Raw genomic sequence first — 14,228 nt, forward strand, 5'->3', positions numbered from 1 at the left:
CTCTGGTGCTAAATAATTCGTTGCCTGCATCGTCAAGGAATTGCAATTCATACCACATATTATCTCGTTGTGGCTCGCTGATAATACGATAAGCGGTGTTGCCTCGCGCCAAGATTTTAATGTCTTGTGTCACTCCCTTAGATAAGCTCCCCTGAAAATTAAGGTCTTTGCTTTGAACTGTTTTTTCAACTATTCTTGTTGCTTCTGATGTAATGTTTTTAGCTTGTTCATTGCTCCGGTTACTGGATGATGGGATAGATAAATCCCCCATTTCAATTCTTTCCAGCTCAGTTGCATATCTGAGAATTACTCTTCTGGACAGATCTGCCATCGTGTCCATCCTGAGGACAGTACCTATATCTCCCTCTACAGATAACAGCATTCCAATTGGATAATCGCCGACAGTTATTATTGATCCGCTCATTCCTTTCCGAAATTTCTTACTATCGTTTAATTTAATGTTAAACGTTGTATCGACGGCCTTATTAGTAATCTCTAAATCAAATACCTCTAAACGGCCTTGCTGATGTTTGTAATTCAACCTACCACTAGATATAACATCCAATATTGCATCAACGCGTTCGCCTCCTCCATTCCAACTACTTTCTTCACAGGCTGAGGAATCTTTCAGTTTTACAAGAGCTAAATCTTGAGGGTAGGTATTGATTAATTCTCCCTGTAGTTTTTTCCTTAATCGAGTTTCAATCAATACGCCTTGAGCACGGGTGACCACGTGTGCGGGAGTGTATAGAAAACAACTATCACCAATGGGTCTCAATATGCCTTGACCTTCTTGGTGCGGGGTTCTTACATATGCATCCGAGGCGAAAGTTGGAATTGAAAACAGTATCGATAGCAGAGTCAGTGTCTTAGTTAGTTTTTTCATTAGTGGTGTCCATATCATCTAAAACTTCTTCGCCCTTGCTGGGTACGGAATGAGATTCTTCTAAATCTGAATTTTTGGGAATATACGTGAGTCTGATTAATGTTGTTATCAGGAACATCAAGGCTTGTATCACAATAAAGCTAACACTTAGTGTAATTGTGAGTGCATTGTCGTTATAAAGGCGTTCGAAGAAACTGACTGAGATCGGATTGCCTTGATTTGAAGCGAAAGGTTTAGTGATTCTTACTTCCCCACCTTTCTTATTAAATACACCTGTGAACGCATTTTCGTCCTGGCTAATTGTTAGCAATCCAGTTGCGGCGTTTTCCTCATCAGCGGGTAGCAGTACAGTATCCCCCATACTCAATGTAATGGACGATAAGCCAATAGGATCTTCAAACCAGAAACTATAATCTTTTACATCGACACTACCGTTTTGTAATAGGGCAGGCATCGTTTCGGTGGCGTAACTAAGCGTTTTACCTAAAGTTACCTTGCCTACCAGAATACTAATAAAATCTGGCTCTGCTTCAGTTAGGCGCATAGTTAGTGCGAATTTCTCTTTGAGAACGCAGCGTCCTTTAGGAGAAATAAGCTGAGCAATCCTGGTATCTTCAACTAGTGGTTCTACGCTTAACTTTATTTCATTTTCTTTATGTACCCGAAAAATTACATGGCTATTTTCGTAGAATGTTAACTCTCCATTTTTTATCCAATCATTCTCTTCAATTCCCCGACACTGGCTAGAGCCTTTAATAACAGAAAATGAAGGCAAGTTAACCGTTGGTATTGCCGAATCGTTAGGTTCATATTGAACAACTTGTGTTGTAACGTTTATTGAATATTCAGTATTGGCGTCGAGCTTAGTAAATATTGCGTGAATCAAAATGGTAATAAAAAAAACTATCGCAATAACAGCTAATAAGCCGAGTATTAATGCTGGCTTGTAAAGGTTTTTAACGTTTAGTTCTTTTAATATTTCTTCTACATCTAATTCTGTTCGGCGAGGAGAGTTCATTCGATTACTCACCAGTCGGCCAAATTATATAGTCTTTACCACTACTTTGATAATCAGGGCTGAAAGTGAAAGTTGTGGCTATATCTATAGCGTGATCGCTTAGGCTACAGGTGTAGTTGAATACTCTCGTGAACTTCTCATGAATACTTTTACAATCCTGTGTTACCAGATTGCCTTCGTTATCTTTAAAAGTGATGTTTGGATTACTGCCAGCACTGTTAACCAGGAGTGTAAATCTATTTGAAGTAGGTTTTCCCCAACTGGTCGGAAACACTTCTTGGATATAATTGCCAAACATGTCGGTATTATCGGCGAATGAGAAGGCTACTAGCCGATTGGGGAGGTACTTCTTATATTCACTTTGATATTCTGTTGGGAGCTTGACCTGAATCCAGCCTGTTTGTTTTGCTGATAACTCAAACGATGTGTCAGCACTATATTTTCCATCGATACTGGACAGTACGATATTTAAAAATGGTCTGTATTCTGGGATATAAACATATAACTGATCAGGTGATGCATATTTTAGGCTTCCAGGAACGTAGGAAGCAGCTAATACCGAACCACTAACATCTACGTTGTCCGCATATTTTTCATGGAAGTCATTTTTTGAAACTTCGATAACTTCCTGCCCCTGTGCAGTATTCAAAACTGCATAGGATACGAGTATCGATAGGTTGATAAAGAGTTTTAACTGCATAAACAAAATCCTTTTTCTGTTTTATTTTTATACAGATAAAACATAGAGGTTTCAACAGGAAAGAGGCAAGAAGTGAAGGGGCGTGTGATTTTAAAATAGGGCAAAATGAACTGACGTAGAATATGTACCGGATATTCGATACAAAATGCTACGCACCCCTGCCAAATTGCATGAACGACTACGTTATTATGTGTTCCTGGATTGTTATTTAAATCGCCACTATTAGCCTAGACACTTCCCAGCCGTTGAACATGGCGTCTTTCATACTCTACTGGTGACAGTAAATTATTTGAACCATGTTTGCGTTTACAGTTATAAAACATTTCGATGTAATCGAATATGTCAGCACGGGCATCATCTCTGGTTGAGTAGATTTTCTTTTTGATTCTCTCTCGCTTCAGCAGTTGGAAGAAGCTTTCTGCAACGGCGTTATCATGACAGTTACCACGTCGGCTCATACTTCCCTCCAGACCATTCGCTTTCAGGAATGCCTGCCAGTCATGGCTGGTATATTGGCTTCCTTGATCTGAGTGCACTGTCACTTGCTGCTTTGGATTCCTACGCCATACAGCCATCAACAAGGCATTGAGCACTATATCTTTCGTTATTCGTTGCTGCATTGACCAGCCGATAACCTTTCGGGAGAACAAGTCCACGACAACCGCCAGATATAGCCAGCCTTCGTGAGTTCGAACGTGAGTGATATCCGTTACCCGGGCTTCATCAGGCGCAGCGGGATTAAATTCACGATTCAGCCTGTTTGGAAGCACAACGTGACTTTCTCCGCCTCGATGACGAGGCCGTCGATAGCCAACCTGAGCACGTAACCCTTCCCGAACCATGAGTCGGTGAACGCGGTTAATACCGCATCGTTCACCGATGTCCCGTAAATCTGAATGGATTTTTCGGTAGCCGTACACGCCTCCAGATTCCAGCCAGAATTGCTTTATTAGTCCTGTTAGGCGTCGGTTGGCTTTATCGCGTTTCGACAGAGGCTTACTGCTCCAGGCATAGTATCCGCTCGGATGAACATCCAGCATCCGACATAGCCAACGGACAGGCCAGCAATCGCTATTATCCTTGATAAAGGCGTACCTCAATCGGACTGCTTTGCGAAGTACGCCGCTGTAGATTCAAATGAACAAAGCAACAGTTTTACTAAAATACTGATTTGTGTGGATACATTTGATGAAGCGAGCAAAACGAACATTTTCCCAAGCAGAGAAATACCTAGTCTTTGACTTATGGAAGCAAGGCATCGGTTTCAGTGATATCGGTAAAGTGATTGATGCAGCTCCAGGCACTGTTTTTACAGCATTGCGTGAGTCTGGGGGCATCAAGCCAAGATCAAGAAGCAGAAACAGCTCTCATCTCACATTAGCTGAACGAGAAGAGATAAGAGTCGCTTTGTCGGCTAAAATGTCGCTCAGAGCTATCGCCAAGCTGCTTAACCGTTCTCCCTCAACCATATCTAGGGAAGTTGCACGTAATCGGGGACGCCGTTACTACAAAGCTGTGGATGCTGATAATCGTGCAAGAAGGATGGCTAAGCGTCCGAAAGAGGGGATTTTGGAACTCAATCCAGCACTGCGATTACTTGTCATATCTAAAATTGAGCTGAAATGGTCACCAGAACAGATATCGGGATGGCTAAAAGTGGAGTTTCCGCGCAGCAAGAAAATGCATGTGTCGCATGAAACTATCTATAAATCAATTTACGTACGCGCTAAGAGCGTGATTCACCATTCTTTTTCACAGCATCTGCGACGAGGCAGGCCAATGCGGCACAGTCGGCATCATCGGCGAAGTGGTGATAGAAGCTTCACTAATATCGTAAGCGGTGTATCAATACACGAACGTTCTAAAAATATAGATAACCGTAAGTCGCTGGGACATTGGGAAGGTGATTTGGTATCAGGTTCAAAGAACACACACATCGCAACGTTAGTGGATAGAAAGTCGCGCTTTACTATTATCCTCAAATTAGCAGGAAAAGACGCTGAATCAGTACATGCGGCTTTACTATCGACCTTCAGATCAATGCCCCCGGAATATTGTAATTCTTTAACTTGGGACAGAGGTATGGAACTGGCAAAACATGCTGACTTAACGAAAGAAATCGGTATGCCTGTATACTTCTGTGATCCTCAATGTCCATGGCAAAGAGGGACAAATGAAAATACTAACAGCTTAATTCGCCAGTATTTCCCTAAGAAAACAGATTTATCACCGCATACACAAGAACGGCTAAATACTGTGGCATGCCAACTAAACGAACGCCCGAGGAAAACATTGAAATTTAAAACACCATCTCACATGATTGACAAGGGTGTTGCGATGATCATTTGAATCTACAGCGGTTTTTTTAATATGTCCCGTTCTTCTGTAGCCCGTTTTAATTCCTTTTGAAGCCGCTTTATCTCAGCCTGGGCCTCAGATAAATCATTATGCTTCTTAGACTCAGGGCCGAACTTCTTAACCCAGGCATACAAGCTGTGAGTAGTGATATCGAGTCGCTTGGCAACATCGGCGACAGAATGGCCACGATCAACGACTTGTTTGACCGCTTCGATTTTGAATTCTTCAGGGTAGCGTTTACCGCTCATATACACCTCTCTTTTCAGTTAGTTTATCTAACTGGAAGGCGTCTAGGAAATCAGTGGCGATTCACATGGCATTCGTATCTCATGAAGGTTTTGGTATGGCTTTCGGAGGCATTGTGGCAATTTTCGTTTCTGTACTGGCTTTTGTTTTCTCAGGTTTCTGTGCTGCTGTGGTAAGTTGGGAACACAAGTTGTCTTTAAAGTAATTGTCGCCTGATATTGCAATGTTTCGCGGCCAAATACGTGCAAGGTTTTTTTTCATGAGTCTGGAAAGTCATTTCTGCTTACTGGCGGAATATAATCAGTGGATGAATTTAAAGGTCTATGAATCTGCCGGGCGTCTGAGCCGGGAAGATTTAATGGCAGACCGCGGTGCTTTTTTCAGATCTGTGCTGGGCACGCTGAATCATATTGTTGTCGCGGACATTATCTGGCTGAAGCGATTCGCCACACACCCATCCTGTGAGATTTTGCTGCGCGATTTAGTAAATCTTCCGAATCCGGCAAGCCTTGATCACATTCTTTATGACGACTTTGAGGCATTGTCTGAGTGCAGGAATTGGCTGGACGATCAGATAATCAAATGGACTGGTGCGTTGACCGCTGACGATCTGAATTTCGTGCTCAGCTATCGAAACACAAAAGGCATCGTTGCTAACAAGCGGTTTGCGAGTCTGCTTCTTCATTTCTTTAATCATCAAACCCATCACCGTGGTCAGGTATCTACTTTGTTATCGCAGGCGGGAGAGGATGTAGGTGTTACCGATTTACTTGCGCTGATCAAAGAAGAAATTTAAGTGGATTATTTACCGGCATCCGCAAAAAGGTATCTGATAAACACTATGGTCTGCACAGCTAATCTGAATGAATTGCCAGATGCGTTCAGAACCGGAAACTGGTAACTTGAATCAGAGCGCGATGAATCAAAATTCACAGATGAAGGAACAAGGAAAATGCCATTCACGGAAGAAGAAAAAAGTCGTTTACTTGCAGTAAAAGGCGTAGGCCCAACAGTGCTGAAGCGCTTTGAGGAAGTCGGGCTGGATTCCTTTGAAAAACTCGCCAGCCACAATGCTTCTGAAGTCGTTGCACTGGTATCTTCCATGCTGCAATCGAGATGCTGGACAAATACTAAAGCGGTGGAGGCGGTGGATGCCGCTATCCAACAGGCAAGAAAAGAAATCAGCAACTGAACGGTCTGACTTCATGCCAGTATCAGATATCACTTTAATCACCCGGCCGCCAGACGCAAAAGCATTTGCTGTTTTGCGGGAGACTGCGGGATGGAATAACCCTGCGATGGCAGTCATCCAGAAGAGTATTGAAAATTCACTGTTCTGGGTTTGTTTGTATTCAGAGGAAACGCTAATTGGCTGCGGGCGTCTGATTGGCGACGGGGCAATGTACTTTTACCTTCAGGATGTCATTGTGCACCCTGATTTTCAGGAACTCGGGCTCGGAGCCCGGATAATGGAATTAATAAACGGATACATTGCAGAACATTGCCCGGCAGGCTCAACAGCGGGCCTGTTAGCAGCAAAGGGAAAAGAAGGGTTTTACGCCAAATACGGCTTCACTGAGCGAAACGGTGAGCCGCTGGGACATGGAATGTGCCGTTTTATTACTGACTAACATGGTGATGTGGCAAGGACTGATATTACTTTCAAAAGGATTTTGAACTGATTATGGGAAACGTAAATTCAAACACTGTCGTAGCATCTTTCTGGTTCGGTTTGTCTTTCATACTTGCCTGCTGCGCCGTCATTTCTATATTTTGGGGGGCAAGTCTGGTAGCTGCACCGCTGTTATTCTGCTTGTCTCTGCTATTGTTTTTTACAGGACGGCAACGAGTCTCTGCGTGGCGTCAGACAGATAAAGCGTTTAATTCAGCGCTACTTACAATATCGCTCGCTCTTGCCATGCTGTCTTCACTGAGTGTAATGCTCAGTGACGTCAATTGAGTCTGTTTCACAAGAATAAAATCTACCCATTCAGAATCCTGAAGAAAAAGGAGAGAACAATGCTGTCAGCCGGATTTTTATTAACGTCTCTGGTCGTGGTGCTGATGCCGGGCACGGGTGTGTTGTACACCATAGCAACGGGCCTTTGCCATGGAAAAAGGGCGAGCTTCTTTGCTGCGCTGGGTTGTACGCTGGGGATTATTCCTGCGCTGCTGGCCAGTAGTTTCGGTCTGGCCGCTATTTTCCATACCAGTGCGGTAGCTTTCTCGGTAGTGAAATATGCCGGATGTGCTTATCTGTTGTATCTGGCCTGGCAAATGTGGCGCTCGTCCGGGCCACTGGCGGTGTCCGGTGAAGCGCAGGGTGAGGCAGGTTATGTAAGCTTCATGATAAAAGGATTTTTGCTGAATATCCTGAATCCGAAATTGTCTATTTTCTTTCTGGCATTTCTTCCGCAATTTATCACCGGCAGCGACAGTACCATTGCCGCCAGTATGTTACTTCACGGCTCCGTGTTTATGCTTATGACCTTTGCTGTTTTTCTGGTTTACGGTGGGTTATCCGGTTTATTCAGTGCCCGGGTTTTAAAGTCTGAGAAAGTGAGTGTTTTCATACAGAAATTCTTTGCCACCAGTTTTGCTGCACTCGGGCTGAAACTGGCGTTTAGTGAGCAACGTTAAAGAAAGTGGCGTCGTCTCGTTACCGCGGTGAAGAAAATTCGTTCAACTTCGTATTTAATGCGCTTGTCGTACATTACCTTGCGCGAATATAGATTTAGTGCAACAAATAACATGTTTTGACCCTGGAAACTGCAACCGGATCAGGGGTAAGGTAAGCTTGTCCGCAGGGACGGATGCGTAAACTATCACACACCACATTTACCGTATCTTAATGGAGAAAAGAATGAAGCAACTGCTCAAGACCGGCCTGATGGCAGCAGTCGTGGTTACAAGCCTGACAACCGGCAGCGTTCTGGCTCAGGAAGCTGCAATGAACGAAAAACACGCGAAAGCGGCAACCAAGTACAGACATGCGCTCTACACACTGGTAGCCAGCAACATGGGGCCTTTGGGCGGCATGGCGAAAGGCGCTATCCCGTTTAATCAGGATGTTATTGAGACCAATGCAATGCGTCTGGAACAACTGGCTGACATGATGGCAGACTACGTAAAGGTTGATACCCGCAAGTTTGATGTAGACACCGAAGCAAAAGATGAGATCTGGGAAAACTGGTCTGATTTTGAAGGCAAGATCAGCGCGCTGAAGTCTGCTGCTGCTAATTTACAGACTGTTGCTGCTGCAGGTGACGAAAGCAAATTTGCTCAGGCAATCAGTAAAGTAGGCGGTACCTGCAAGTCTTGCCACGACGATTATAAAGCTGACTAATCAATAAAAAAACGGTACGGATTATCCGTAATGTTCATTTAATGGCCGCTTATAGCGGCCATTCGCGTTTTTAGACGTCGTATTCCGGCATGATATCGCAATTTACAAACCTCTGTTTGTAGAAAAATGGTTCTTTTCCTATGCTTAAGTGGGGTGATCGCCGCAGGAAAGATTTTTAGTGATTCATGAGAGGAATGCCGGTATATGGGTGAGTCGTGGTTAACGGATGAAATAAGTCATGAAGGACGTTCCCGGATTTCGGATGTCCTGAATTCGCTTATTCAGAATACCGCCGCAGAGAACGCCTGTATTATTGTTGCCACAGTGGCAGAGCAGGAGCATGCAGCATCCTTTCAGGGTAAAATTCTTTTCTGGCAAATGAATGACACCGCGTCATTACCTGCCGCTTGTGTACTTGAACAAACCGGCGCCTCTCCCTGTTTGCCCGTAAGCTTTAAAGATAAAACGACAAAAGCATTTTTTTCACTGGCGGTTCAGGTTGTTAAACACGACGACATTGCACTTTTTGTCGCCGGTTATTTTCCGCACCAGAAAGCATCAGATTACGATATGGCCTTTCTGGAACTTAGCGGTGAGCGTGTAGGGTTGATTGCCGAATCGGCATCGTTACACCGTGAGGGCAGCCTGAAGTTACTTCATGACAGACTGTCGCTGTTTGATGAAGTCTCCGAGATGTCGTCTACCGGCGGCTGGGATTACGATGTACAAACCCAGCAAATACACTGGACTAATGAAACCTACCGGCTGTTCGATTTCGCCAGAGATACCCGCGTTACCCTTTACCGTATTCTTTCCTGTTTTCCCTCTGAAGCCAGACGAAAGCTGATTAAAGCCATACAAATGCTACTGGCCTCCGGAGTGAGTTATCAGTTTGAACTGCCTGTGATCACCCGCAAAAAACACAAACGCTGGGTGAAATTGTCTGGCAAGGCCAGAAAGCAGAGCGGTGAAATTGTGAAGATTTTCGGCTCTGTTCAGGACATTACTGAGCACAAGCGCCTGTCGGAAACAGAACAGAATTACATCGAATACTTAAACACGATTCTGGACAGCATGAATGATGCGGTACTGACCGTTGATGAGCTGGGCACCATCATTACTGCCAATCAGACCGTTGAAATTCTGTTTGGTTACGAGCCTGAGCAGGTTATCGGAGAAGACATTTCCTATTTATTGCCGGGGCCGCCTGATGATGAGCAGATCGAGTTTGTCCGTCAGCACTTGCGGCCGGGGCTTGGCGCTATTTTTGGTAAAGAGTTGTCGGCGAAGCACCGTCAGGGCAAAACCTTTCCGATTGAAGTGTCGGTATCTGAAGTCGAGCAGCTGAGTCAGTCGCAGTTTGTCTGCGTGATCCGCGATATTACCGAGCGTAAACAGGCGGTGGACAGTATCTATCAAATCGCCTTTTTTGATGAAGTTACCCATTTGCCCAATATCAAATCCTTTGAAAAGGATTTACGCCGGCTGATCATCGCCGCGAAAACCACTAAACGGCAAATGTACTGTTGTATGCTGGATATCGATAATTTTGCCCAGTTTAATTTGTCATTCGGCAAAGAGACCGGTGATTACATTTTGCGAATTTTCGCCGGACGCATCAAAAAAGCCATTTCCTCCCGCTTTCAGGTATACAGCGGGCTGGGGGATAAATTTTATATTCTGTTTAAAGAACCTTTTGATGAGTCAAAAGATGCTGCCACCATGGATTTGATTGATTCAATCGAGTGGGGCGTGCACAGTGAGTTAGGCAAAGAGTTTACCCTTCATGGTCATTCACAACTGGTATCAACCTCGCTGGCATCGACCTATGTTCACGCGCAGGATGCCAGCTATGAGAAAATTACCGGTATTCTGGATTTCGGTACGAGGCAGGCCAAGAAGCAGGGACCGGGCGGTCGTGTCACCCTGGAGCGTAACGAGTTTAATGCCTACGACAGACACAATTACATCAGTCAGAGTTTTGCTCATGCTCTGGAATACAACGAATTCTATTTAGTGCTGCAACCCCAGTACGACAAGCACGGTCGTATTTTGTCTTCTGAAGCACTGCTGCGCTGGAATGAGAAACGGCTGGGCTTCATCAGTCCCGGTGAATTCATTCCCATTGCTGAGGAAAGTGATGCCGTGGTGGATATTGGGTACTGGGTAATAAACGAAGCCTGCCGCTTGCTGTCAGAAATGAAATCTCAGGGACTGGAAACGACCCTTTCTGTGAATATCAGTGGCAGACATATTGCCCGTGCTGATTTTTCTGACCGGCTGCTGGAAACGATTTCCGAGTGGCAGATTAACCCGGAACAGCTGGTGCTGGAGATCACGGAAACCACGCTGGTTACCACCATTGATCTGGTACGTAAACGTATCGAAAGGCTGTCACAACTCGGCTTTGCTTTCTCCATTGACGACTTTGGTACCGGCTATTCCAGCCTGAGTTACCTTAAAGAACTGCCCATTACTGAACTGAAAATCGACCGTTATTTTGTTGATGAAATCAATTTTGAAAGTGATGACGTGCCCATCGTAAATACCATCATTGAAATGGCCAGTGCCATGGGCGTGAGAACGGTAGCGGAAGGCATCGAGAACGAAATTCAGATCCAGTACCTCACCCGCCGGGGCTGCGATATCTTCCAGGGTTTTTACCTCTCCAAACCGGTGGAAGAAGAAACCTGGCGTAACCTGCTGCTTACCTGCGCAAAAGGAAAAATTGCCCGCCTTGTGAACTGATTTCTCTGTCAGCATGAGGCGAAAATTTGCGACCCAAGTCTTATGCGGCTTTTTGTTGTTTTTATATTAATGTAAATCAAGTTAAAAGTTTTCATTAATGGTTACATTAATTGTACCGGAACAACATTCGCGAGGCCGTTATGTCGTACACCACAGAATATCAGAGGGCAATTGAATCACCGGAAGCATTCTGGAAAGAAAAAGCGCAGGCGCTGCCCTGGTCCCGTTTTCCTGAAACCATTTTGTCGAAAGACGACAACGACATTTATCGCTGGTTTGCTGACGGCGAAATGAATACCTGCTACATGGCGCTGGATTATCATGTTGAAAACGGCAGGGGCGACCACCCTGCGCTTATCTATGATTCACCGGTTACGGGAAAAAAAGCGACGTATACCTACCGCAGGTTGCATGAGGAAGTCGCAAAATTCGCTTCCGTGCTTGCCGGTAAAGGCGTAGAGAAGGGCGACAGGGTTGTTATCTACATGCCGATGATCCCGCAGGCTGTCATTGCCATGCTGGCATCGGCACGACTCGGCGCTGTTCATTCGGTGGTTTTCGGCGGCTTCGCCCCCCACGAGCTGGCTGTGCGCATTGAAGATGCATCACCTAAGGTGCTGGTGACAGCCTCCTGCGGCATTGAGGTGACGAAAGTGCTCCCCTACAAGCCGCTGGTCGACGAGGCAATCAGTCTGTCGGCGCACAAACCGGATTCAGTTATTGTTTTTCAGCGTCCTGAGCAAATGGCAGAACTCACCGCTGACGATACAGACTGGGATACCGCAATGGCAACAGCCACACCGGCACCCTGTACCGTGGTGCAGGCAACGGATCCTCTCTATATTCTTTATACCTCAGGCACCACAGGTAAGCCGAAAGGGGTTGTGCGGGATAACGGTGGTCATGCTGTCGCGCTGAAATATTCCATGCAGGCTATTTACAATATGGCACCGGGTGAGGTGTTCTGGGCGGCATCGGATGTTGGCTGGGTAGTCGGACATTCCTATATCGTTTACGGACCGCTTTTGCATGGATGTACTACGGTTGTGTATGAAGGCAAACCGGTAAAAACGCCGGATGCAGGCGCGTTCTGGCGCATGACGGAAGAATATAAAATTAAGGCGCTGTTTGCTGCCCCGACGGCGTTCCGCGCAATTCGCAAAGAAGATCCTGATGCAAAATTAGTCGAAAAATATGACATCAGCTCACTGAAGACGATTTTCATGGCCGGGGAACGGCTCGACCCGCCCACATACCTCTGGACCGTTGATAAAACCGGCAAACCGGTGATCGATCACTGGTGGCAAACTGAAACCGGATGGGCCATTTGTGCTAACCCCGCAGGACTTGAAGACTTACCGGTTAAACCGGGTTCCTCAACCGTTCCTGTGCCGGGCTTTAATGTACAAGTGCTGGATCACACGGGTAAACCTTTACCGGCGGGAGAGCAGGGCGCAATTGCGATAAAGCTGCCAATGCCGCCGGGTTGTCTGCCGACTATCTGGGGTGATTGTGAACGGTTCAAACATGCGTATCTGGAAGCTTATCCGGATTATTACACCTCAGGTGACGGCGGTTTTAAAGATGACGACGGTTATGTCTTTATTATGGGGCGCACTGATGATGTGATTAATGTGGCCGGTCACCGTTTATCTACCGGTGAAATGGAAGAAATCGTTGCTGCGCATCAGGCAGTGGCAGAATGCAGTGTGATAGGCGTTCATGACAGTTTAAAAGGGCAGGTGCCGGTTGGGTTAGTGCTGCTGAAAGATGGTGTGGATATTGACGAGGACACCCTGGAAAAGGAGCTGGTGGCGATGATCAGAAAGGAAATCGGTCCGCTGGCCTGTTTTCATCGTGCGGTGGTGGTGCCCAGATTACCTAAAACCCGTTCGGGTAAAATTTTACGTAAGCTGTTACGTCAGATTGCCGCAAACCATGAGGTGGCAGTGCCGTCTACCATTGATGACCCGGCCAGTGTGCCGGAAATTCAGGAAATAATGCAAAAGCAGGGGCTGGTAAAATCATAGCGCAGCTTTAGCGCTTAATGCATGAGAGATAAAACGACAAAGCCGCCTGTGAAGGCGGCTTTGTAACATCTGACTGTGTAGCTGAGCGAAGTTAAAGATCAGTAGTAATACTCTTCTTCTGCTGCTTCAGGCGGCGCGATTTCTACTACATAGTACACAATGCCGGCACTGATAAGCGCAACTACAACAGCAGCCAGCAGGCGTGATGACGGGATCCCGGCTTCATTAGTGCTTTTCTTTCCGTGCACCATGGCCGGTGCCAGTTTTTGCTTTTTATACACGGCATAGAAACCAATCGCTGCAATATGAAGGGCAATGACCACCAGTAGAATATTGAATACGTTATTGTGCAAATAACTCATGGTTTTAAGCGTTGAGTCTTCTACTGCGGCGCGCCAGGGACCATCAAGGAAAATGTCGTCAGTCATGAATAATCCGCTTACTGCCTGCACGGCAACCAGTGACAGCATGATGATAACAACCCAGCCACCCAGCGGGTTGTGACCTGCATGAGCTTCTGAGTCCCGCTTAAATAGGGTGCCGGCATAACGTAATACAGCCCGGGGACCATAAATAAACTGGCTGAACTTCGCGTAATCCGAACCGGCAATCCCCCAGATGAGCCGGAAAATAATCAGCCCGAGCGTAAAGTAGCCGAGATAGAAGTGCCATTGCATGGCGTTGTCCATCAGTTCAGCGGTGACATATTGCCCGGCCAGGGAGAAAACGAGCAACCAGTGAAACAGTCGGGTAGGAATATCCCAGATCAGCTTTTTTTCCATGTTGAGTCCTTTTCTGCATAAGCACGATTATCGTAGCGGATAAAGTACGGTTTTATGTTGATGCAACACAGTGTAAATGCAGATTTTCTGCGGGTAAATTGAAATGGCATGACT

General features: G+C 45.8%; 14 protein-coding genes and 2 pseudogenes. 10 read left to right on the forward strand and 6 right to left on the reverse strand.

Annotated features, from left to right (window positions below; genetic code table 11):
* The 4 genes and pseudogenes from ACXAGR_RS15360 to ACXAGR_RS15375 all read right to left on the reverse strand — a co-directional run.
* Nucleotides 1–886 (reverse strand): hypothetical protein (locus tag ACXAGR_RS15360; protein ID WP_474851173.1); only part of this gene is annotated, 886 nt, incomplete at its 3' end.
* Nucleotides 870–1,904, reverse strand: coding sequence for a hypothetical protein (locus ACXAGR_RS15365; protein WP_474851174.1), 1,035 nt, complete (start codon nucleotides 1,902–1,904; stop codon nucleotides 870–872). The genes ACXAGR_RS15365 and ACXAGR_RS15360, both read right to left, overlap by 17 nt.
* A 4-nt stretch (nucleotides 1,905–1,908) precedes the next feature.
* Nucleotides 1,909–2,604 (reverse strand): hypothetical protein, encoded by a 696-nt coding sequence (locus ACXAGR_RS15370; RefSeq protein ID WP_474851175.1) that lies wholly within the window; start codon nucleotides 2,602–2,604, stop codon nucleotides 1,909–1,911.
* Between the two features lie 227 nt (nucleotides 2,605–2,831).
* Nucleotides 2,832–3,725: pseudogene (locus ACXAGR_RS15375) on the reverse strand (IS3 family transposase); the annotation flags it as partial.
* Nucleotides 3,726–3,792: 67 nt separating this feature from the next.
* Between ACXAGR_RS15375 and ACXAGR_RS15380 the strand changes: the two are divergent.
* Nucleotides 3,793–4,953 carry an IS30 family transposase gene (locus ACXAGR_RS15380; protein ID WP_474851176.1) on the forward strand — a complete coding sequence of 387 codons (1,161 nt, stop codon included), beginning with the start codon at nucleotides 3,793–3,795 and terminating at the stop codon, nucleotides 4,951–4,953.
* 11 nt (nucleotides 4,954–4,964) lie between these two features.
* Here the strand turns inward: ACXAGR_RS15380 and ACXAGR_RS15385 are convergent.
* Nucleotides 4,965–5,210, reverse strand: a pseudogene (locus ACXAGR_RS15385) (transposase); the annotation flags it as partial.
* 65 nt (nucleotides 5,211–5,275) lie between these two features.
* On the opposite strand from ACXAGR_RS15385, the gene ACXAGR_RS15390 reads away from it, so the two are divergent.
* The 9 genes from ACXAGR_RS15390 to ACXAGR_RS15430 all read left to right on the forward strand — a co-directional run bounded on the left by ACXAGR_RS15390 (nucleotide 5,276) and on the right by ACXAGR_RS15430 (nucleotide 13,332).
* Nucleotides 5,276–5,413, forward strand: coding sequence for a hypothetical protein (locus ACXAGR_RS15390; protein WP_474851177.1), 138 nt, complete (start codon nucleotides 5,276–5,278; stop codon nucleotides 5,411–5,413).
* A 54-nt stretch (nucleotides 5,414–5,467) separates the two neighbouring features.
* Nucleotides 5,468–6,004 (forward strand): DinB family protein, encoded by a 537-nt coding sequence (locus ACXAGR_RS15395; RefSeq protein WP_474851178.1) that lies wholly within the window; start codon nucleotides 5,468–5,470, stop codon nucleotides 6,002–6,004.
* Between the two features lie 156 nt (nucleotides 6,005–6,160).
* On the forward strand, nucleotides 6,161–6,400 hold the full coding sequence (locus ACXAGR_RS15400) for a helix-hairpin-helix domain-containing protein (RefSeq protein WP_474851179.1): 240 nt from the start codon (nucleotides 6,161–6,163) through the stop codon (nucleotides 6,398–6,400).
* Between the two features lie 13 nt (nucleotides 6,401–6,413).
* On the forward strand, nucleotides 6,414–6,839 hold the full coding sequence (locus ACXAGR_RS15405; RefSeq protein WP_474851180.1) for a GNAT family N-acetyltransferase: 426 nt from the start codon (nucleotides 6,414–6,416) through the stop codon (nucleotides 6,837–6,839).
* A 53-nt stretch (nucleotides 6,840–6,892) separates the two neighbouring features.
* Nucleotides 6,893–7,168 (forward strand): hypothetical protein, encoded by a 276-nt coding sequence (locus ACXAGR_RS15410; RefSeq protein WP_474851181.1) that lies wholly within the window; start codon nucleotides 6,893–6,895, stop codon nucleotides 7,166–7,168.
* Between the two features lie 59 nt (nucleotides 7,169–7,227).
* The gene (locus ACXAGR_RS15415; protein ID WP_474851182.1) at nucleotides 7,228–7,848 is read left to right on the forward strand and encodes a LysE family translocator; all 621 of its coding nucleotides are present in this window, start codon (nucleotides 7,228–7,230) and stop codon (nucleotides 7,846–7,848) included.
* Nucleotides 7,849–8,071: 223 nt separating this feature from the next.
* Nucleotides 8,072–8,554: a c-type cytochrome gene (locus tag ACXAGR_RS15420; RefSeq protein ID WP_474851183.1), complete on the forward strand. Its 483-nt coding sequence runs from the start codon at nucleotides 8,072–8,074 to the stop codon at nucleotides 8,552–8,554.
* Between the two features lie 204 nt (nucleotides 8,555–8,758).
* Nucleotides 8,759–11,302: a putative bifunctional diguanylate cyclase/phosphodiesterase gene (locus ACXAGR_RS15425; protein WP_474851184.1), complete on the forward strand. Its 2,544-nt coding sequence runs from the start codon at nucleotides 8,759–8,761 to the stop codon at nucleotides 11,300–11,302.
* 140 nt (nucleotides 11,303–11,442) lie between these two features.
* Nucleotides 11,443–13,332 carry a propionyl-CoA synthetase gene (locus tag ACXAGR_RS15430; RefSeq protein WP_474851185.1) on the forward strand — a complete coding sequence of 630 codons (1,890 nt, stop codon included), beginning with the start codon at nucleotides 11,443–11,445 and terminating at the stop codon, nucleotides 13,330–13,332.
* Nucleotides 13,333–13,430: 98 nt separating this feature from the next.
* On the opposite strand, the gene ACXAGR_RS15435 is transcribed toward ACXAGR_RS15430, so the two are convergent.
* Nucleotides 13,431–14,114 carry a cytochrome b/b6 domain-containing protein gene (locus ACXAGR_RS15435; protein ID WP_119501778.1) on the reverse strand — a complete coding sequence of 228 codons (684 nt, stop codon included), beginning with the start codon at nucleotides 14,112–14,114 and terminating at the stop codon, nucleotides 13,431–13,433.
* Between the last annotated feature and the right edge of the window lie 114 nt (nucleotides 14,115–14,228).

The sequence above is a fragment of the Alteromonas sp. ABH4_457 genome (assembly GCF_056160625.1).